Genomic DNA, 19421 nt, shown 5'->3' with positions numbered 1-19421 from the left:
GTCCCATAAAATCGTTACCGAGTTAAAAATGCAACCCGGTAATGGATGTTACCTTGGCAGGGTGATCGAACCGGTCGGGCTGCGGGCCCGCAAGAAGGCGCGAACCCGGGACGTGATCGCTGACGCGGCGATCTCGCTGTTCCTGGCGCACGGCTTCGACCAGGTGTCCGTGTCCGACATCGCCGCGACGGCCGAGGTGTCGAAGCCGACCCTGTTCCGCTACTTCGCGACGAAGGAAGACCTGATCCTGCACCGGTTCGCGGACCACCAGGGCGAGCCCGCACGCGTGGTACGCGACCGCCAGCCCGACATGGCACCGATGACGGCGTTGCACCGGCGCTTCCGGGCCGGTCTCGATCGCTTCGAGCCGGTCACCGGCCTCAACGATCATCCCGAGGTGGTGGCGTTTCACCGACTGGTGTTCACCACACCGAGCCTGGCTGGACGGCTCATGCAGTACATGCTCGACGACGAGGACGCGCTGGCCGCCGTCCTCGACCGAGGCATCGGGGCCCGACTACAAGCCGCCCAGGTGATCGCGGTTCAACGCGTACTGGCCCGGACCAACTGGCAGAAGATCGCAGACGGGCGGACCGCACACGATGTCCAGCCCGAGGCAGTCGCCGACGCGGACCGGGCCTTCGCCCAACTACGTCATGGGACGGGCAGCTCCTAGCCCCGCTGACGCCGCAGTAAGTTCGCCGACCCGATTCACAGCCGCTTCGCCGTGAACGGAGTGAGGTCGGCTGGCCTGTGGCACTCGCCTCCTGGCGTATGTCCGGCTGACCGTTCACGGGTGGGTCCCCACCGCAGACGGCAAGGGCTACACCCATGGGGCACGTTTCTCCGCGTGCCGCGGGAGCGTGGCGCACGGGATCCTGACCGCTCTACCAGAGCCGAGGCATCGCCACCGCAGCCGGCACCGCCCTGATCACCACCGTCCGCGAGGTTGCCCGCCACCCCGATCGACCGAACTAAACTCATCGATCGGGCCCAGCTTGCGAGACGCTCGACCAACCCATACCCGGAACTCTCTTCAAGAGAGAGCCGGATCATCCGGCCACCTCAGGCCATTGCGCCCACTGTGCGACACGCGCCGATGAAAGAACTGGTGATTCGACGGACGCCGTTTCCTACAAAGGACGACGTCGCACAACGATCGAGGCGTGCCGAGATCCTTTTGACCGGCAAGGGCAAGTCCGACGACATCCGATGAGCGAACAAGGGGCAGTCTGCCGCGCCGTACCGCGCAATGCCTATCGCGCTCCCTGATCCTGCGGCCATACTCTACGCGTCCAATCGCACGCCCTGGGTGATTTACCCGGGGGTCTGCTGACAGGAGATGACGTGCTTAGACGCGCTTCCACGCTGGGGGTCGCCCTGCTGGCCTGTTTCGCGTTCATCGGCGTGAACGCCTTGCCGGCGCAGGCGTGGGTCCCCGAGTGCCCCATCGATTCGGAATGCGGCGGTGGCGGCGGCGGTGAGGGCGGCGGCGGCACCCCACCCACCCCGACCTACAACCTGCAGGGCGTCATCCAGCTGGAAGACACCGGACACGAAGGAAGCTGGCCACTGCGTCAGGGTGGCATAAAGGTCCGCGGATACTCCCGGCTCGCCACCTGGGGCAACGACCGGGTGGACGCCAACTACATCAACGTCCGGTGTTCCGCCACAGTGCTCAGCTACTCCACCCACGACTATGACTCCGAGAACAACGGCGCCCTCGTTGACGTGACCTTCTGGTCTCCGACCGTCCCGGTCACCGGCGTTCCCGTCCAGTCCCGCACGGTCACGATCAACTGCATCCACCACGCCGAGAAGAACGGCGTCAATTACGACACCACCAGCACCGCCCAATTCATCATCCCCGAGTGATTCCCGGCGGCAACCCGAAGCACTCCCAGCGCTGCTGGTGGTGCAGGAACATTGGCAAGCGGTGGCGCATCGGCCGCCGGGTGTGAAACCGGGATGCGACAGAAGCACCCCGATGCCAGCTGATGACCCAGCACGACGTACGGCCCGCCAGGTGCGATCCTGGCGGGCCGTACGCGGATCCGGGGTGTCAGATAGGTGTTGCAGCCGCAGCGCTGCCCTGGGCGAGACGATCGGCGAGCGGCTGCCACTATTTGGCGTTGAAGTAGCTGGCCTCCGGGTGGTGGACCACTATCGCGTCGGTGGCCTGCTCCGGCATCAACTGGAACTCCTCGGACAACTCCACGCCGATCCGCTCCGACCCGAGCAGATCCACGATCTTGGCCCGGTCCTCCAGGTCGGGGCAGGCCGGGTAGCCGAACGCGTACCGGCAGCCCCGGTAGTCGTTGCGCAGGATTCCGGCCAGGTCCGTCGGGTCGCCGTGGCCCAGCGGGCGGCCGTCGGGCAGGGTCATCTCGGCCCGGATGCGCCGGTGCCAGTACTCGGCGAGCGCTTCGGTGAGCTGCACGGACAGCCCGTGCACCTCGAGGTAGTCGCGGTACTCGTTGCGGGCGAACAGCTTCGCCGCGTACTCGCTGACGGGTTGCCCGACGGTGACCAGTTGCAGCGCGACCACATCGAGCTGGTCGCCCCTGGGCTTGAAGAAGTCCGCCAGGCAGAGCCGTCGCTCCTGGCGCTGCCGGGGGAACGAGAACCGGGCGCGCTCCGCGTGCCCGTTCTCGTCGAGCACCACCAGGTCATTGCCTTCGGAGTACGCGGGAAAGTAGCCGTACACCACGGCTGCCTCCAACACCTGGTCGGCGATCAGCCGGTCCAACCAGTACCGCAGGCGCGGTCGACCTTCCGTCTCCACCAGCTCGTCGTAGGAGGGGCCGTTGCTGCCCCGGGCGCCGTTGAGCCCCCACTGCCCGCGGAACGTGGCCCGCTCGTCGAGCAACGCCGCGTACTCGGCCATCGGCACACCCTTGACCACCCGGGTGCCGAAGAACGGCGGAGTGGGCACCTCCACGTCGACGGCGACGTCGGAACGGACCGAGGAGTCGTGCAGCTCCGGCAGCGACTCGCTGACCATCGACCGCTGCCGTTCCCGCCGGGCCCGACGGGCCGCCAGGGCCGCCTCCCGCTCCGGGTCGATCACCGGCGCCCCACCACGCTTGGCGGTCATCACCTTGTCCATGAGGGACAGCCCCTCGAAGGCGTCCCGCGCGTAGTGCACCTGCCCGGGGAACATCGACCGCAGGTCGTCCTCGACGTACGCGCGGGTCAGCGCCGCGCCGCCCAGCAGGACGGGCCAGCGCTCGGCGACCCCGCGCGTGGCCATCTCGGCCAGGTTCTCCTTCATGATGACGGTGCTCTTGACCAGCAGCCCGGACATGCCGATCGCGTCGGCGCGGTGCTGCTCGGCGGCGTCCAGGATGGCGTTGATCGGCTGCTTGATGCCGATGTTCACCACCTCGTAGCCGTTGTTGGACAGGATGATGTCGACAAGGTTCTTGCCGATGTCGTGCACGTCGCCGCGCACGGTGGCGAGCACGATGCGACCCTTGCCGCCGTCGTCCACTGTCTCCATGTGCGGCTCCAGGTAGGCCACCGCGGTCTTCATCACCTCGGCGGACTGGAGCACGAACGGCAACTGCATCTGGCCCGAGCCGAACAGCTCACCGACCACCTTCATGCCGTCCAGCAGGATGTCGTTGATGATCGACAGCGGGGACCGGCCACCGGCCATCGCCTCGTCCAGGTCGGCCTCCAGGCCGTTGCGCTCACCGTCGATGATCCGCCGCTTGAGCCGCTCGTCCAGCGGTAGCGCGGCCAACTCCTGGGCGCGGCTGGCGCGGGCGCTCGTCACGTCGACGCCCTCGAACAGCTCCAGGAAGCGCTGCACCGGGTCGTACCCCTCGCGCCGCCGGTCGTACACCAGGTCGAGGGCGACCTCGCGCTGCTCGTCGGGGATCTTCGACATCGGCAGGATCTTGCTGGCGTGCACGATCGCCGACGTCAGGCCGGCCTGCACGCACTCGTGCAGGAACACCGAGTTGAGCACCTGCCGGGCCGCCGGGTTGAGCCCGAAGGAGATGTTCGAGATGCCCAGCGTGAAGTTGACCCCCGGGTAGCGGCGGGTGATCTCCCGGATCGCCTCGATCGTCTCGAGGCCGTCGCGGCGGGTCTCCTCCTGCCCGGTGGCGATCGGGAACGTCAACGCGTCGATCAGGATGTCGGCGCGGTCCAGGCCCCACCGGCCGGTCAGATCGTCGATGAGCCGCGCCGCGACCCGCACCTTCCACTCCTGGGTACGCGCCTGCCCCTCCTCGTCGATGAGCAGCGCCACCACCGCCGCGCCGTGCTCACGGACGATCGGCATCACCCGCGCGTAGCGGGAGTCGGGGCCGTCACCGTCCTCGAAGTTCACCGAGTTGACAACGCACCGCCCGCCGAGCATCTCCAGCCCCGCCTCGACGACCGCCGGCTCGGTGGAGTCCAGCATGATCGGCAGCGTCGACGCGGTGGCGAACCGCCCGGCCAGCTCCCGCATGTCCTGCGTGCCGTCGCGGCCGACGTAGTCCACGCACAGGTCGAGCAGGTGCGAGCCGTCGCGCGCCTGACTGCGGGCGATCTCCACACAGGCCCGCCAGTCGCCGGCGAGCATCGCCTCGCGGAACGCCTTCGACCCGTTGGCGTTTGTCCGCTCCCCCACCATCAGCACCGACGCGTCCTGGGCGAACGGCACCGGGTGGTACACCGAGGAGACGCCCGCCTCGTGCCGCGGCTCGCGGGCCGGGGCGGAGACGCCGTGCAGCCGCTCGGCCAGCACCCGGATGTGCTCCGGGGTGGTGCCGCAGCAGCCGCCGACCAGCCCCACGCCGTACTCGGTGATGAACCGCTCCAGGGCCTCGCCCAGCTCCACGGGAGTCAGCGGGAAATACGCCCCGTCGGCGGTCAGCACCGGCAGGCCGGCGTTCGGCATCACCGACAACGGGATGCGGGAGTGCTGCGACAGGTACCGCAGGTGCTCGCTCATCTCGGCCGGGCCGGTCGAGCAGTTGAGCCCGATCAGGTCCACGCCGAGCGGCTCGATCGCCGCCAGGGCCGCACCGATCTCGCTGCCGACGAGCATGGTGCCGGTGGTCTCCACTGCCACGTGGCAGATGATCGGCACCGACTGGCCCAACTCGGCCATCGCCCGCTTCGACCCGACCACCGCCGCCTTGACCTGGAGCAGGTCCTGACAGGTCTCGATGATCAACGCGTCGGCGCCACCGACGATCAGACCGGCGGCGTTCTCCTGGTACGCGTCGCGCAGGGTCGCGTAGGGGGCGTGCCCGAGGGTGGGCAGCTTGGTGCCCGGCCCGATCGAGCCGAGCACGAACCGGGGCCGCTGCGGAGTGCTGGCCGCGTCGGCTGCCTCCCGGGCGATGCGCGCGCCCGCCTCGGACAGCTCCCGGATGCGCTGCGGGATGTCGTACTCGGCGAGGTTGGCGAGGTTGGCGCCGAAGGTGTTGGTCTCCACGCAGTCCGCGCCGGCGGCCAGGTAGGCGTCGTGCACCCCGCGCACCACGTCCGGCCGGGTGACGTTGAGGATCTCGTTGCACCCCTCCAGCCCGTCGAAGTCGTCGAGTGTGAGGTCCGCGGCCTGCAACATCGTGCCCATTGCCCCGTCGGCGATGAGAATCCGGTCAGCCAGCACATCCATCAACGAAGTCCGCACCCGTCCAGGTTAGTGCGACAGCCGTCCCGCTCACCCACCCTCGGCACCCGATCCCAGATTGTGTCAGCGGGATCACGCTGTCCGGTCCGTTCGTGTATGACCGGGCCTCGAAGCGGCCGACCGGCGCGGCCGACAGGCCGTACCTCCGCCCGGGACGTAGGCTGACGGACGTGAAGGACAACAGGGACGCCGCTGTGCCCCACGGTATGACGACCGGGCGCCATCCCGGCGCCGGCCGCGACGAGCAGGGTGAGGTGACGGCGTGACCGAGTTCGACGGACTGCCGGTGCTGCGGTCCCCGGTGGCCATCGCCGCGTTCGAGGGCTGGAATGACGCCGCCGACGCGTCCACCGCCGCCGTCGAGCACCTCGAGCAGGTCTGGAACGCCCGGCAGATCGCCGAGTTGGATCCGGAGGACTTCTACGACTTCCAGGTCAGCCGGCCCACCATCACCATGGCCGACGGGGAGACCCGCCGGGTGGAGTGGCCGACGACCCGGTTCATGGTGGCCAGCCCGGAGGGCACCGACCGCGACGTGGTGCTGATCCGCGGCATCGAGCCGAGCATGCGCTGGCGGACGTTCTGCGAGCAGGTGCTGGAGATCTGCCACAGCCTCGAGGTGGAACGGGTGGTGCTGCTCGGCGCGTTGCTGGCCGACGTTCCCTACACGCGGCCGTTGCCGATCAGCGGCAGCGCCTCCGACGCGCAGGCCGCCGAGCGCTACCAGCTCACCCCCACCCGCTACGACGGGCCGACAGGGATCGTCGGCGTGCTGCACGACGCCTGCACCCGCGCCGACGTGGATGCCGTCTCGTTCTGGGTGCACGTGCCGCACTACGCCAACAACCCGCCCTGCCCGAAGGCCACCCTCGCCCTGCTGCACCGGGTGGAGGAGGTCGTCGACCTGCCGGTGCCGATGGCCGACCTGGCCGAGGAGTCCGCCGAGTGGGAGCAGCGGGTGCGCAGCGCCGCCGAGCAGGACGCCGAGCTCGGCGAGTACGTCCGCGAGTTGGAGGAACGGGTCGGCGACGAGGGCATCACCCCGCTGACCGGTGACGAGATCGCTCAGGAGTTCGAGAAGTACCTGCGCCGCCGGGGCGGCTCCGCCGGCCCCACCGCCGGTTCCTGGTAACACCGTTCGCTGCGGGCCTTCGGACCTTCGTGGTCCGGGGGCCCGTTTTTCGTGTGTCAGGGGTAGCGTCGTCACACCCTGTAGGGCATCCTAGGAACCTAGATGTGATCAAGGAGGCGGGTGTGCAGATCAATCCCGGGGCCGCCGAGTTCCCGCACCGACAGATCGCCGCGCAGCTCAAGGCCCAGGTCCGCCGCGGCGACTGGGGACCCGGCGAGCGGCTGCCGTCCATCCCGGCCATCGCCGAGATGTTCGGCGTCGCCAAGCAGACCGTGCAACGCGCCGTCGACCAGCTGCGGGTCGAGGGCATCCTGATCACCAAGCCCGGCTCCGGTACGTACGTCCGGGGCACCCGTCGCCGGCTCAACCGCCTCTCCCGAGGCCGGTACGGCGGCTTCCGCGGCTACCACACCGACCTGGCCGCCCGGTACCGCCAACAACTCGTCTCGGTCGGGCACGCCCCCGCCCCGGCCGAGGTCGCCGACGCCTTCGGCGTGTCCGACGGCACCAGCCTGCTCTGCCGCCGGCACCTCGTGCGCACCGACGACTCCCCCGTCGAAATGGGCGCGTCCTGGTTCCTGCCCCGCGACACCGCCGGCACCTCGCTGGAGCGCGCCGAGGCGTTCGGCCGGCCGCTCTACCAGGAGGCCGAGGAAGCCCTCGGACGGCGGTACGTCTCGGCCACCGACACGATCAGCGCCCGCCAGCCCAGCCGCGAGGAGGCCGAGACCCTTCAGATCCGGCCGGACACCCCGGTGCTGCACCTGCTGCACGTCGCCTACGACGCACACCGCAAACCGATCGAGGTGGCCCAGGCCACCTGGCCCGGCCCGATGACCACCCTCACCGAGGAGTACAAGATCCCCGGCCCGACCCCCGATCCGGAGCCCGACCCCGGCCTGGTCCTCGGCTGACCCTCCCCACCGGTCGACGGGCTGTGCGGCAAGCCTGCGGCGGAGGACGGAGTTGGTAGTTGTTCCCTGTCGAGCTGCCCCAGATATGGGGCAGCGCTACCCGGACGATCGGGTCCGCAGCGACCGAAGGCGACCTGGGGGCCGCTCGACCGGAGACCGCATCACCACGCGGCTCCCCACCGCCCCGCATCGGGCCACCGCCGCACAGCTGGCCACCGCCGCACATCCGGCCACGGCGCCACATTGGGCCACCGCCGCACATCCGGCCACGGCGCCACATTGGGCCACCGCCGCACATCCGGCCACGGCCCCACATTGGGCCACCGCCCCACAGCCGGCCACCGCCGCACAGCCGGCCACCGCCCACAGCCGGCCACCGCCCACAGCCGGCCACCGCCCCACATCCGGTCACCGCCCACATCCGGCCACCGCCGCACAGCCGGCCACCGCCGCACAGCCGGCCACCGCCCCACAGCTGGGGCAGCTCGACAGGGGCACAGCACAGCCAGGCCCGCCCGGTCGGAGAGGTTCCCTCGGCAGGTGCTGCCGAATCGCGCCAGCACCTGCCGAGCGGGTGGGACCACGAGCACTGCCGAGGCTGGCGGTTAGAGGCGGACTCCCAGGAGGGCGTCCACCGTCTTCGCGAAGAGGGCGGGCGCCTCGGAGTCGTCCGTCGCGCCGGCGAGGGTCGCCTCGGCCCAGCGGTCGGCTACCGCCAGGGCTCCCGGGGTGTCGAGGTCGTCGGCCAGGCGTTCGCGTACCCCGGCCAGCAGCTCAGCCCCGGACGGCCCGGCGGGCGCGGCGGCGGCCCGCCGCCAGCGGTCCAGCCGCTCCTGCGCGGCGGTGAGCAGGTCGTCGGTCCAGGTGCGGTCGCTGCGGTAGTGCCCGGAGATCAGCGCCAGCCGGATCGCCATCGGGTCGACCTTGTCGGCGCGCAGCCGGGACACGAAGACCAGGTTGCCGCGGGACTTGGACATCTTCTCGCCGTCCAGGCCGATCATCCCGGCGTGCACGTAGTGCTCGGCGAACGGCGCCTGACCGGTGAGGCGCTCGGCGTGCGCCGCGGACGCCTCGTGGTGCGGGAACAGCAGGTCGTTGCCGCCGCCCTGCACGTCGATCCGGTCACCGAGCAGGTTCAGCGCGATGACCGCGCACTCGATGTGCCAACCCGGGCGGCCCGAGCCCAGCTCCCCGCCCGGCCAGGACGGCTCCCCCTCGCGGGCGCCACGCCACAGCAGCGGGTCCAGGGGGTCGCGCTTACCGGCCCGGTCGGGGTCGCCGCCGCGCTCCGGGAAGATCTCCAGCATCTGCTCCCGGGTCAGGTTCGACTCGTAGCCGTACCGGCCGGTGGCGGAGATGTCGAAGTAGACGTCGCCGGTGCCGTCGTCGAGGCGGTACGCGGCGCCGTCCTTGACCAGCACCTCGACCTTGTCGGCGATGTCCGGGATGGACTCGACAGCGCCCACGTAGTGCGCCGGCGGGATGATCCGCAGCGCCTCCATGTCCTCCCGGAACAGCGCCGTCTCCCGCATCGCCAGGACCACCCAGTCCTCGCCGTCGCGGGCGGCCCGCTCCAGCAGCGGGTCGTCGATGTCGGTGACGTTCTGCACGTAGCGCACCGGGCGGCCGGCGTCCCGCCACATCCGCTGCACCAGGTCAAACGTGATCATGGTGGCGGCGTGACCGAGGTGGGTGGCGTCGTACGGGGTGATGCCGCAGACGTACATGCTCCCCGCGTCGGCCGGCTCGCTCGGGTGGACACCCTGCCGCGCCGAGTCGTACAACGCCAGTGGCTCGCCCCTGCCCGGCAGCCGTGGCACCTCGTGTCCCGCCCAAGACTCCATGGGCTCAGCCTAGCCAGCCCGACGACGCCGCCGGAGCGCCCCACGGGTGATCAAGATGACAACCTGTCACATGGGCGGCCAGGGGATCGCCGGCCAGTCCTCCGGCGGCTGCGGGAAGCGGCAGGTCTCGCGCAACCGGTCGATCCGGGCGGCCATCTCGGTCACCTCGCTGATGGTGAGGTGGTCGGCCAACTCCGCGCCGAGCGCGCCGGCGAGCTGCCCGGCGAGCCCGTCGAGCATCTCGACGGCGTCCGTGGGCAGCTGCTTGCCGGCCCAGCCCCAGAGCACCGTCCGCAGCTTGTCCTCCACGTGGAAGCTCACCCCGTGGTCCACGCCGTAGATCCGGTCGTCGTCGCCGACCAGCACGTGAGCGCCCTTGCGGTCCGCGTTGTTGATCACCGCGTCGAGCACCGCGAGGCGGGCCAGCCGTGGGTCGTCGGCGTGGGCGAGGGCGTACGCGGCGCCGTCGTCGTCGCGGGCCGCGGCGATCGGGAACCAGCGTGGCGGTAGCTCCCCGGCCGGCAGGAACCCGACAAGTGGCTCAGCGTCCTCCGGCTCGTCGATCCACAACTGGCAGGAGCCGGGGCCGAACGGGCCGTCACGCAGCACGGTGGGCGGCACTAGGTCCCAACCCGTCGCGCGGGAGACCAGGTACGCCGAGACCTCCCGGCCGGCCAGGGTGCCGTCGGGGAAGTCCCAGAGCGGGCGCTCGCCCCGGACCGGCTTGTAGACACAGCGGGCGGTGACCCCGTCCAGGGTCAGGATGCCGCGCAGCGTCGTGTTGGACGCGTCGACCAGCCGACCCTCCAGGTCGAGCGCGCCGTCACGCAGCAGCCGCAGCGCGGCGTCGCCGTCCTGGCGAGGCTGGAGGCCGGACGAGGTCACCGGTGATAACCGTTGTGCCGCGGGCACAGGTGCCCGGCGGGGTCCAACGGTTGGCCGCAGAGCGGGCACGGCGGCCGGCCCGCGTTGACCACTCGCCGGGCCCGCTCGATGAACTGGCGGGTCGCGTGCGGGGTGAGCCGGACCCGGAGCCGGTCCAGGTCCTCGTCCGGCTCTTCGTCCTCGTCGTCGTCTTCGTCCTCGTCGTCCGCGTCGCCCAGCTCGACCTCGGGCTCCACCTCGCCCGCGGCGATCGCCTCGATCACCACTGTCGCGGTGTCCACGTCGAAGGCCAGCCCGAGCGTCCCGACCCGGAACTCCTCGTCGACCGGAGTGTCCAGCGGCTCGTTGTCGCCGATCACCGGCGCCAGCTCGGGCAGATCCACCCCGAAGCGACGCTGGGCCTCGGTGAGCAGCTCCTCCAGCTTCTCGGCGAGCAGGGACACCTGGACCTTCTCCAGCGCGACGCTGACCAGCCGACCGCCGCCGCGAGCCTGCAGGAAGAACGTGCGCTCCCCCGGCGGCCCGACAGTCCCGGCGACGAACCGCTCCGGCGGTTCGAAGGCGTGCACCTGGTGGGTCATACCCACGACCCTATCCGGCCCGCCATGGCACCGCGCACCCCACCGACCCGAATCGCCCCAGGGGCGGCGCGCCCGGCATACCAGGGGCGATGGCCGGGCGTGGCGGCCCGCCGGCGGGCCTCGGTCGACCTGGGCCGGCCGTCAGGCGAAGGTGTCGCGGCGTGCCGGCCGCTCGACCGCGGCCTCACGAGGCCGCACCGGCGCCGCCGCCGACCGCGGCGTCGGAGTCGGCCACGCGGGTGGCCTGCCGACGCCGTTTACGCGGTGGCGGCACCAGGGCGCGGAGATCACCACCGGTGTCGTTGAGCCGGACCAGGAACGGCCGCAGCGGGGTGAACCGGATCGCGGTCACCGACGCCGGGTCGGCCACGATCCGCTGAAAGAGATCCAGGTGTACGCCCAGCGCGTCCGCCACGATGGCCTTGATCACATCGCCGTGGCTGCACGCCAGCCACACCGCCTCGGGCCCGTGTTCGGCGCTCACCCGGGCGTCCCACGAGCGAACCGCCGCGACCGCCCGCGCGGCCATGTCCGCCATCGCCTCCCCGCCCGGGAACACCGCCGCACTGGGTCGCTGCTGGACCACCGGCCAGAGCGGCTCCTTGGCGAGCTTCTTGAGCTGCTGACCCTCCCAGTGGCCGTAGTCACACTCGATCAGCCCGTCCTCGACGACCGGGGTGGCCTGCGGAAGCGCCAACTCCAGGGTCTGCCGGCAGCGGATCAGCGGGCTGGTCACCACGGCGGCCAACGGCACCGCCCGCAACCGCTCGCCCACCGCGGCGGCCTGGGCGCGCCCGGTGTCGTCCAGCTCGACCGGTTGCCGGCCAGCCAGGCCGCCGTCGGCGTTCGCCGTGGTCCGGCCGTGTCGCAGAAGCAGAAGGATCGCCACGGGACCACCCTATGACCCGTCTCCGGCGCCGGGGACGGCGCGGGTTCCGGAGCAGCCTCCGAGATCTTGGACAGTTTCCGTCATCCGCTAACGGAAACTGTCCAAGATTTCGTGACGGGCGGCGGTGGCGGGTGGCGGGTCGTGGGTCAGGTGGCGTCGATCGCGCCCGTCAGCAGCAGGGCCAGGACCAGGGTGCCCAGCGCGACCCGGTACAGCACGAAGACGTACAGGGTGTGGTGGGCGACGTAGCGCAGCAACCAGGCGATGGCCGCGTACCCGATGCCGAAGGCGATGAGGGTGGCCACGATCGTCTGGGCCACGGTCGGCACGGAGGTGCCCGGGGCGGACGGCTCGAAGACGTCCCCGAGGCTGAACACGCCGGACATCACCACCGCCGGGATGGCCAGCAGGAACGAGTACCGTGCCGCCGCCTCCCGGGTGAGGTTCAGCAGCAGGCCGGCGGTGAGCGTGCCGCCGGAGCGGGACACCCCGGGGACCAGCGCCATGGCCTGGGCGAAGCCCATGACGATGCCGTCCTTCATCCGGAAGTTCTCCAGGGTGCGGGTCTGCCGCCCCCAGTACTCCGCGAACGCCAGCACGAAGGCGAACACGATGAGCGTGGTCGCCACCACCCAGAGGTTGCGCCCGGCGGTCTTGATCTGGTCCTTGAACAGGAAACCGAACAGCCCGATCGGAATCGAGCCGACGATCACGTACCAGCCCATCCGGTAGTCCAGGCTCGACCGGACCGACGTGTCGCGGATGCCGACCAGCCAGGTCCGGGTGATCCGCCAGATGTCCTTCGCGAAGTAGATCAGCACGGCCGCCTCGGTGCCGAGCTGGGTGACCGCGGTGAACGACGCGCCGGCGTCCCGGTCGAAGAAGATCGCCGAGGTGATCCGCAGATGCCCCGACGAGCTGACCGGCAGAAACTCGGTCAGTCCCTGGACGATGCCCAGGACGATGGCCTCAACCCAGGTCACTCGCCGACTCCCGAAAGATCAAGTGCCTCGGCGACGGTACGCAGGGTCTGCACACCACTGTCCCGGTCGGCCACGAACAGATTCACCGACAGCGTGGTGACGCCGGCGGCAGCGTACTCCCGCATCCGCTCGGCGACCCGCTCCTTCGGGCCGAGCAGCGAGGTGCGGTCGATGAACTCCATGGGTACGGCGGCGGCGGCGTCACGCTGCCGCTTGGCCAGGTACAGGTCCTGCACGTCGCGGGCGGCGTCGCCGTACCCCATCCGGGTGGCGAGCTGGTTGTAGAAGTTCTGCTCACGGCTGCCCATGCCGCCCACGTACAACGCCGCGTACCAGCGGACCAACTCGGCGCAGGAGGCCACGTCGTCGCCGATCACCACGGGCACCGAGGGCACCACGTCGAACCCGGCCAGCTCCTTGCCGACCTTGGCCCGTCCGGCCCGTACCGAGGCCAGCTGCTCCTCGGCGAACTCCGGGGCGTAGAACACGGCCAGCCAGCCGTCGGCGATCTCGCCGGCCAACTCCAGGTTCTTCGGGCCGACCGCCGCCAGGTAGATCGGTATGTGTTCGCGTGGTGGGTGGAAGCCCAGCCGCAGCGCCTTGCCGGGGCCGTCCGGCAGCGGCAGCGTGTAGTGCTGCCCGTCGTACGCCACCTCCTTGCGGGCGATGGCCAGCTTGACGATGTCGACGAACTCGCGGGTCCGGGCGAGCGGCTTGGCGAACCGCACACCGTGCCAGCCCTCGGAGACCTGCGGGCCGGAGACGCCCAGGCCGAGCCGGAACCGGCCGCCGGAGAGCGCGTCGATCGTGGCGGCGGTCATGGCGGTGGCCGCCGGCGTACGGGCGGGGATCTGCATCACCGCGGCGCCGACGTCGATCCGTTCGGTCTGGCCGGCCATCCAGGCGAGCATGCTTGGCGAGTCGGAGCCGTAGGCCTCCGCCGCCCACACCACCGAATAGCCCAGCCGGTCCGCCTCCTGGGCCAGGGCCAGGTGGTCGGCCGGTGTGCTCCACGCCGTCTGGTATCCGAGACTGAGCCCGAGTCGCACTGGTCCTCCCCCATCCGTGGCACAGGTCGCACCAGGTTACGCAATGCCGAAAACGGACTCGATCACCGGCTCGACACCTTCGCTACCCCCTCCATCGGGGCAGCCCACGGCGGCGGAACCGGCAGAACCGGCAGAGATACGGGAGCGAGGATATCGGTGGCGGCAGGTTCGAAATAAGGTTCACCCATGCAACAGCGACCGCTCGGCCGAAGCGGGCTGGCGGTTTCCCGGCTCGCGCTCGGCACCATGACCTGGGGCCGGGACACCGACGCCGACGACGCGGCCGCCCAGCTGAAGAGTTACCTGGACGCGGGTGGCAACCTGATCGACACCGCCGACGTGTACGGCGACGGCGACGCCGAGTCGGTGATCGGCTCGCTGCTGGGCACCCTCGTGCCCCGCGACGAGCTGCTGATCGCCACGAAGGCCGGGTTGCGCCCGGGCAGTGGCCGCCGCCGCGACGGGTCCCGGGGGCACCTGCTGCGGACGTTGGACGCGTCGCTGCGCCGGCTCGGCACCGACCACGTCGACCTGTTCCAGGTGCACGGGTACGACCCGGACACCCCGCTGGAGGAGACCCTCGCGGCGTTGGACCACGCGGTGGCCAGCGGCAAGGTCCGCTACGTCGGGGTGTCGAACTTCTCCGGCTGGCAGACCGCACGGGCCGCCGCCTGGCAGACCGCCTGGCCGGGGCGGGCGCCGGTGGTCGCGTCCCAGGTGGAGTACTCGCTGCTGGAGCGGGGCGTGGAGCGGGAGGTGCTGCCCGCCTGCGACGCGCTCGGCCTCGGCCTGCTGCCCTGGTCACCGCTGGGTCGCGGAGTGCTCACCGGCAAGTACCGGCACGGCCGTCCGGCGGATTCCCGAGCCGCGTCGCCGCACTTCGAGCGGTTCGTCTCGACCTACCTGGAGCCGCGCTGTTCCAGCATCGTGGAGGCGGTGGCCACCGCGGCCGGCGGCCTGGGGGTGTCGCCGCTGGAGGTGGCGTTGGCCTGGATCCGGGACCGGCCGGGGGTGACCGCGCCGATCCTCGGCGCGCGGACCGTCGGGCAGCTGCTCGGCGCGCTCGCTGTGGAACGGATCACCCTGCCGGAGGAGATCACCACGGCGTTGGACGACGTCTCGGCGGTGCCGCTCGGCTACCCCGAACGCGACGGCTGACCGGCCGGCCGGGTCACGGGGTCGGGCGCTGCCCGGGGAGGTCCTGGATCGCGGTCAGGAAGCGCGACTGGTCGTCGCGCAGCGCGGGCTGGGTGAGCCGGATCCACGAGCCGTCGTCGAAGACGATGGTGGAGGTGAGCTGCACGAGCCCGCTCGCGCCCCGCTCGGAGTCGACCCGGGACACCCGGTCGCGGCGCACACTCCACAGCACCCGCGGTTGACGCCGGTCCGGCCGGTCGGCGTCCGGGCGCGGACCCATCCGCAGCAGGTGCAGGTGGGTGTCGGTCACCGCCAACGGGGTGCCGCTGTAGCGCTCCAGGAAGAGCAGCAGGCTGCCGGCGAGGGTGGCGAGGTCACCGCTGAAGACGTAGCGGCGACGGTAGGCGATCTCGGCGAGCTGGTCGGCCAGCGGGCGGTACTGGCTGAGCCGGAACAGCGCCCGGAACGCCTCCTGCTCCTCGGTGAGCGGGATCGGTTCCCGCTGCTCCCGCTGCGCTGGTGGGCCCGGCTCCGGCTCGGCCGCCGGCGGCAGACCGGCGGCGAGCGCGCCCGCGCGGCCGGGCAGCAGCAGCACGCCCGCCGCCAGCCGGACCGGCGCCAGCACCGCGTCCACCCAGACCACCGGGTTGACGATGTTGAGCAACCCGAACAGCACCTTCGGGTCGAGCGAGTCGGCCAACTCGTCGCCCATCACGTCGGCGAGCTGTCGGCCGGCCTTGTGGGTGTCCGGGGCGCGGACCGGGCCGAGCCCCACGTAGCGCAGCTCCTGCCCGGTCAGCAGCGGCGCCACCAGGGCGCGCTCCGGCTCGTCGCTGGTGCGGAACTCGTCGCGCAGCTCGCGGGCCCGGTCCCGGGCCGCCCGCGCGCCGCCGAGTACCGCGTCGGTGAACCGACCCAGCCGACCCCGGTCCCCTGACATCACCCGTCGCCTCCTAGCGGCCCGCCGGCTGATCTGCCGGCGGCTGCCCGAAGACATTCTTGTCGATCCAGTCCGCGCCGCCCTGCACCGCCTTGTCGACCTGGTCGCCGATCTGCTCGGCGCCGGGCACGGAGAGACCGCTGGTGAGGGCGACAGTGCCCCAGGTGACGCCGTGGACGACCGAGTTCGGCACGTTCCACGGCAGGTGGGTCGCCCAGTCCCGGGCGATCACCCGGGCGCCGTCGGCGACGCCGTGCGCCCGCAGCGCGGCGGCCCGGTCCAGCGCGCCCATGTCGAACGGCGAACCGGACTTACCCAGCTTGTAGGTGCCCTTCGTGGGGTCGAGGACCTTGTGGAACCACTTGTCGGCCTTGCCGGCGGCGTGCCGCTTGTCGGCGTACTTCTGGCCGGTGCGCAGTCCCTTCTGGAGGTCGACCAACTTGTCGAGGTGGGTGCGCAGCTTGCGCAGGTACAGCATGACCCGCTGCAACAGGCGGATGACCTTCTGCAGATGCGTGGCCAGCGGCCGGATGACCTTCAACATCCGGGTGACGACGATCAGGCCCCGGGTCGCGGCGACCCCCAGGCCGGCCGCCCACGACGCACCGGCCGTGAACGGTGCCATCAGCAACGCCGTCACCAGCGTCACCAGGAGGAAGTTGATGAACTCGACGCACATGTCGACGAGCACGTCGTGCACGATCTGCAGGCCGTCGGCGACACCGCGCAGGTATTCGGCGGTCGCGGCGAACTGCCCGGCCACGTCGAGGAGCTGCTGCTCGACCTCGGCCAGCCGGTGGCCGTACGCCGTGCCGGCGGGCGAGCGCCACCCGGCCTGGGCGGACTCACGGACGCCCCGGTGCCCCTGCGCCAGGTCGCGCACCTGCGCGGCCAGCGCATCCCACTCGGCGGCCTTCGCCCGCAGGACCTCGGGCTCCCCGTCGACCAGGTCGACGAGTTGGATGAGCGGCCAGGCCAGGGTCCGGCAGACGCTGTCGACCGCGTCCTGCACGCCGGAGAGCACGTTGTCGAGGCCGTTCCACAGCTCGACGGCGCTGCCGGCCGGCCCGCTCATCCGGGCAGCCCCGACTGGATGACCTTGAACCCGGCGTCGAGGTCCTGCTCGTTGCGCTCGTACGCCTCGACCGTGTCGCCCAGAGCGGTGGCGACCCGCCCGAACGCGGCACTCGCCGCGCCGAACAGCTCCGTGCCGCCGGTGACCTGCTCGGCGTACGTGGAGCGGAGCATGTCGCTGGCGAACGGCAGATGGCCGAAGGCGCCCGACGGCACGTCGCCCGCCGAGACGATCTGGCCCTCCAGCCCGGCGAGCGAACTGTCGAGGCGTCGGGCGGCTGTCTCCAGTCGACGGATCGCCTGTACGTCCACATCGATATCCGGCGGCATGCCGTTCCTCCCCCATGAGTCGAGCGCACCGACGATACGATCTCCCGGCCACCGGGCACCACCCCGTGGCACAGTCCACTGGGGAGGATTCTCATGACTGACCCGACGTCCGCGTTCGACGCGCTCGCCGGGCGGATCGCCGACATCGAGGGCCGGTTCGCGGGCCTGGGCGACGACCTGGCCGAGCTGTCCGGCACCGCCGCCGACGAGAGCGGGCTGGTCTCGGCGACCGTCGACGCCACCGGCGCGCTGACCGGCCTCACCGTCGCACCCGCCGCCCTGCGCGTCGGCACCGAGCGGCTGGCGGAGTTGGTGCTCGACGCGTACCGCAACGCCCGGACGGTCGCCACCGAGCACGTCGAGGAACATGCCGAGGGGTTGCAGGTCGCCATCGGCGCGGACCTCACCGACCTGTTCGGCAAGCCCGGCGACTTCTCCGCGCTGGGGCGGCTGGAGGACACCGTCGCCCGACTCGGGCGCCTCACCGACCGCCTGCCGCCGGCGTGACCTCGCCGACCTGGCCGGAGATCGCCGCGCGGCTGCGGGACACTGTCGCCCGCTGCGACCGCGACACCGACCTGGAGCTGTCCGCCGGTCCGCGCGGGATCCGGCTGCTGGTGCGCCGCGAGGTGGTGCGGGTGCTCTGCCCGGGCCACGACGAGGCACGCCTGGCCGCGCTCGGCTGGCACCGCCCGACCGGTGACGGGAGCTGGTGGTACGAGGCGCCGCGCACCGCGCAGCAGGTGGAACGCCTCAGCGTGTTCGTGGCCCGGACCGCCGCCGAGGTGCTGACCGACCGGCCCGGTGCGCTCTCCTGTCGGGTCGTACCACCGGCCGAGCGACCCGCCACGGCGACACCGCCGGTCCCGCCGACCGTCACCCGGCCCGCACCCGCCGAGGCGGCGGTGGTCGGACGCCTCGCCGCCGCTGTCGAGCGACGGGACCTGCCCGGCTACCTCGCGGCCCTGGCCGACGCCACAGTGTGCGTACCCCTGGCCGGGGCACCGACGGCGGACGCCGACTTCCCGTGGACGGTGGTCGGCGACGCGATCGGCGCGCCACTGCTGCCGGTCTTCACCTCCCCCGGCGCCCTTGCCGCGTTCGCCGGGGACGGCGTGCCGTTCGTCGCGCTGCCCTGCGCCGACCTGCTGGAGGACTGGCCGGACCCGTCGTGGGGGCTGGTGGTCGACCCGGGCGGGACTCAGGCCTTCGCCCTGGCCGCGCCGGCGCTGACGACAGTGCTCACGGCGAACGTTGACAGGCACCTCCCGGCCGGAGCGGAGGGCCATCCGCCCCGGCCGGTCACCGCAGCGCCCCCACCGTCTCGTCCGACAGGTCGAACAGTCGCTTGATCGACCCTCGCAGGTCGGTCACCTCGGTGCGGAGCTTCGCCAGCCGCTGGCGGCGCGGGTGGTCACCGCCGCCCTCGCGCTCCCTCCAGGCCGTGTCGAGAGCCTCGTCGACGTCGCCGATCCGCCTGGCCATGTCGGCGACCACGGCAAGGGCCGCTGCCAGGCCGACCCGGTTGGATTCCAGATCGTCGGCCAACCGGTGCAGGCTCAACGCGGCAATCTCCGCGCGGGTGAGGGCGCTGACCAGCCAGACACTGGTCCAGTGGTCGGGCGTGCCCTCGTCGACGACCGCGTCGATCTCCTCGCGGACCTCACCCGCCAGCCTCCGAATCCGCTCGAACGTTGTCCCGTTGTCCTGCTGGCGGCGGGCGAGGACGATCAGGCGTCGCTCGTCGGTCGTGCCCAGGGTGTCGCGCAGCCTGTCGTCGTCGTACCGCAGCGCGAGCCAGCCGTCGGGCACGTCCCCGTCAGCGCCGACGATGGCCGCGAGACCCGCCTCGACGTCGAACGTGGCGCCCTGCTCCTCGACGTACCGGTGGTAGGGCTCCTCCAGGAGGATCTCCCGAAGACCCGCCGCGAGATCCCAGGTCTGGTCCAGCCGGCGCTGGATAGCGCCGAGCTCGGCCAGGGCGGCCGTGGTGAGCGCGTCCGGCGCCTGCGTGGTGTTCATCGT

At 71.5% G+C, this 19421-nt stretch carries 18 protein-coding genes; 7 read left to right on the top strand and 11 right to left on the bottom strand.

Going from position 1 to position 19421, the window contains the following annotated elements:
• The first annotated feature begins 61 nt into the window (after positions 1-61).
• Both ACQPWW_RS16575 and ACQPWW_RS16570 read left to right on the top strand, forming a co-directional pair.
• Positions 62-676, top strand: coding sequence for a TetR/AcrR family transcriptional regulator (locus ACQPWW_RS16575; RefSeq protein ID WP_433133701.1), 615 nt, complete (start codon positions 62-64; stop codon positions 674-676).
• A gap of 671 nt (positions 677-1347) precedes the next feature.
• On the top strand, positions 1348-1875 hold the full coding sequence (locus tag ACQPWW_RS16570) for a hypothetical protein (protein WP_433133699.1): 528 nt from the start codon (positions 1348-1350) through the stop codon (positions 1873-1875).
• 247 nt (positions 1876-2122) lie between these two features.
• Here ACQPWW_RS16570 and metH read toward each other — a convergent pair whose 3' ends face one another.
• Positions 2123-5623 (bottom strand): methionine synthase, encoded by a 3501-nt coding sequence (gene metH, locus ACQPWW_RS16565; protein WP_433134383.1) that lies wholly within the window; start codon positions 5621-5623, stop codon positions 2123-2125.
• A 277-nt stretch (positions 5624-5900) separates the two neighbouring features.
• Between metH and ACQPWW_RS16560 the strand changes: the two genes are divergently transcribed.
• Positions 5901-6770: a PAC2 family protein gene (locus ACQPWW_RS16560; RefSeq protein ID WP_357254177.1), complete on the top strand. Its 870-nt coding sequence runs from the start codon at positions 5901-5903 to the stop codon at positions 6768-6770.
• A 122-nt stretch (positions 6771-6892) separates the two neighbouring features.
• Positions 6893-7684 carry a GntR family transcriptional regulator gene (locus tag ACQPWW_RS16555; RefSeq protein WP_433133697.1) on the top strand — a complete coding sequence of 264 codons (792 nt, stop codon included), beginning with the start codon at positions 6893-6895 and terminating at the stop codon, positions 7682-7684.
• A 605-nt stretch (positions 7685-8289) separates the two neighbouring features.
• Here the strand turns inward: ACQPWW_RS16555 and mshC are convergent.
• The 6 genes from mshC to ACQPWW_RS16525 all read right to left on the bottom strand — a co-directional run bounded on the left by mshC (position 8290) and on the right by ACQPWW_RS16525 (position 13915).
• Entirely contained in the window at positions 8290-9528 is a 1239-nt protein-coding gene (gene mshC / locus ACQPWW_RS16550) for a cysteine--1-D-myo-inosityl 2-amino-2-deoxy-alpha-D-glucopyranoside ligase (RefSeq protein ID WP_433133695.1), read from the bottom strand.
• Between the two features lie 66 nt (positions 9529-9594).
• Positions 9595-10413 carry an SCO1664 family protein gene (locus tag ACQPWW_RS16545; RefSeq protein ID WP_433133693.1) on the bottom strand — a complete coding sequence of 273 codons (819 nt, stop codon included), beginning with the start codon at positions 10411-10413 and terminating at the stop codon, positions 9595-9597.
• Positions 10410-10994, bottom strand: a complete 585-nt coding sequence (locus ACQPWW_RS16540; RefSeq protein ID WP_433133691.1) for a DUF3090 domain-containing protein — start codon at positions 10992-10994, stop codon at positions 10410-10412. Before ACQPWW_RS16540 ends, ACQPWW_RS16545 begins: the two co-directional genes overlap by 4 nt.
• 184 nt (positions 10995-11178) lie before the next feature.
• Positions 11179-11883, bottom strand: coding sequence for an MSMEG_4193 family putative phosphomutase (locus ACQPWW_RS16535; RefSeq protein ID WP_433133689.1), 705 nt, complete (start codon positions 11881-11883; stop codon positions 11179-11181).
• Positions 11884-12029: 146 nt separating this feature from the next.
• Complete coding sequence (locus ACQPWW_RS16530) at positions 12030-12866, bottom strand: undecaprenyl-diphosphate phosphatase (RefSeq protein WP_357254159.1); 837 nt, start codon at positions 12864-12866, stop codon at positions 12030-12032.
• A complete protein-coding gene (locus tag ACQPWW_RS16525; RefSeq protein WP_433133687.1) occupies positions 12863-13915 on the bottom strand; it encodes an LLM class F420-dependent oxidoreductase in 1053 nt (350 codons plus the stop codon). Before ACQPWW_RS16525 ends, ACQPWW_RS16530 begins: the two co-directional genes overlap by 4 nt.
• A gap of 186 nt (positions 13916-14101) precedes the next feature.
• Between ACQPWW_RS16525 and ACQPWW_RS16520 the strand changes: the two genes are divergently transcribed.
• Entirely contained in the window at positions 14102-15073 is a 972-nt protein-coding gene (locus ACQPWW_RS16520; protein WP_433133685.1) for an aldo/keto reductase, read from the top strand.
• A 13-nt stretch (positions 15074-15086) separates the two neighbouring features.
• On the opposite strand, the gene ACQPWW_RS16515 is transcribed toward ACQPWW_RS16520, so the two are convergent.
• Genes ACQPWW_RS16515 through ACQPWW_RS16505 form a run of 3 tightly spaced genes read right to left on the bottom strand, consistent with a single transcriptional unit; the run spans position 15087 to position 17396 of the window.
• Complete coding sequence (locus ACQPWW_RS16515) at positions 15087-15995, bottom strand: hypothetical protein (protein WP_433133683.1); 909 nt, start codon at positions 15993-15995, stop codon at positions 15087-15089.
• Between the two features lie 10 nt (positions 15996-16005).
• Positions 16006-17067 (bottom strand): WXG100 family type VII secretion target, encoded by a 1062-nt coding sequence (locus ACQPWW_RS16510; protein WP_433133681.1) that lies wholly within the window; start codon positions 17065-17067, stop codon positions 16006-16008.
• Positions 17064-17396: a hypothetical protein gene (locus ACQPWW_RS16505; protein WP_433133679.1), complete on the bottom strand. Its 333-nt coding sequence runs from the start codon at positions 17394-17396 to the stop codon at positions 17064-17066. Before ACQPWW_RS16505 ends, ACQPWW_RS16510 begins: the two co-directional genes overlap by 4 nt.
• 93 nt (positions 17397-17489) lie before the next feature.
• Here ACQPWW_RS16505 and ACQPWW_RS16500 point away from each other — a divergent pair, with 93 nt between their 5' ends.
• Both ACQPWW_RS16500 and ACQPWW_RS16495 read left to right on the top strand, forming a co-directional pair.
• Positions 17490-17903 carry a YbaB/EbfC family nucleoid-associated protein gene (locus tag ACQPWW_RS16500; protein WP_433133677.1) on the top strand — a complete coding sequence of 138 codons (414 nt, stop codon included), beginning with the start codon at positions 17490-17492 and terminating at the stop codon, positions 17901-17903.
• Positions 17900-18748, top strand: a complete 849-nt coding sequence (locus ACQPWW_RS16495; protein ID WP_433133675.1) for an SseB family protein — start codon at positions 17900-17902, stop codon at positions 18746-18748. The genes ACQPWW_RS16500 and ACQPWW_RS16495 overlap by 4 nt, the downstream gene beginning before the upstream one ends.
• On the opposite strand, the gene ACQPWW_RS16490 is transcribed toward ACQPWW_RS16495, so the two are convergent.
• A complete protein-coding gene (locus ACQPWW_RS16490; RefSeq protein ID WP_433133673.1) occupies positions 18699-19418 on the bottom strand; it encodes a hypothetical protein in 720 nt (239 codons plus the stop codon). The two genes, ACQPWW_RS16495 and ACQPWW_RS16490, sit on opposite strands and share 50 nt — an antisense overlap.
• Positions 19419-19421 lie beyond the last annotated feature (3 nt).

It is taken from the genome of Micromonospora sp. CA-240977, assembly GCF_050942285.1.
Lineage (GTDB): Bacteria > Actinomycetota > Actinomycetes > Mycobacteriales > Micromonosporaceae > Micromonospora.
Note: the sequence above shows the minus strand (reverse complement) of the source record. Positions and strands in the feature narration are given on the sequence as shown.

What these genes read in the sequence shown, in the direction of transcription:
- ACQPWW_RS16540 (WP_433133691.1), bottom strand. Translation starts at nt 10,994, where the DNA reads ATGACCCACCAGGTGCACGCCTTCGAACCGCCGGAGCGGTTCGTCGCC.
- ACQPWW_RS16510 (WP_433133681.1), bottom strand. Translation starts at nt 17,067, where the DNA reads ATGAGCGGGCCGGCCGGCAGCGCCGTCGAGCTGTGGAACGGCCTCGAC.
- ACQPWW_RS16505 (WP_433133679.1), bottom strand. Translation starts at nt 17,396, where the DNA reads ATGCCGCCGGATATCGATGTGGACGTACAGGCGATCCGTCGACTGGAG.
- metH (WP_433134383.1), bottom strand. Translation starts at nt 5,623, where the DNA reads ATGGATGTGCTGGCTGACCGGATTCTCATCGCCGACGGGGCAATGGGC.
- ACQPWW_RS16490 (WP_433133673.1), bottom strand. Translation starts at nt 19,418, where the DNA reads ATGAACACCACGCAGGCGCCGGACGCGCTCACCACGGCCGCCCTGGCC.
- ACQPWW_RS16500 (WP_433133677.1), top strand. Translation starts at nt 17,490, where the DNA reads ATGACTGACCCGACGTCCGCGTTCGACGCGCTCGCCGGGCGGATCGCC.
- mshC (WP_433133695.1), bottom strand. Translation starts at nt 9,528, where the DNA reads ATGGAGTCTTGGGCGGGACACGAGGTGCCACGGCTGCCGGGCAGGGGC.
- ACQPWW_RS16520 (WP_433133685.1), top strand. Translation starts at nt 14,102, where the DNA reads ATGCAACAGCGACCGCTCGGCCGAAGCGGGCTGGCGGTTTCCCGGCTC.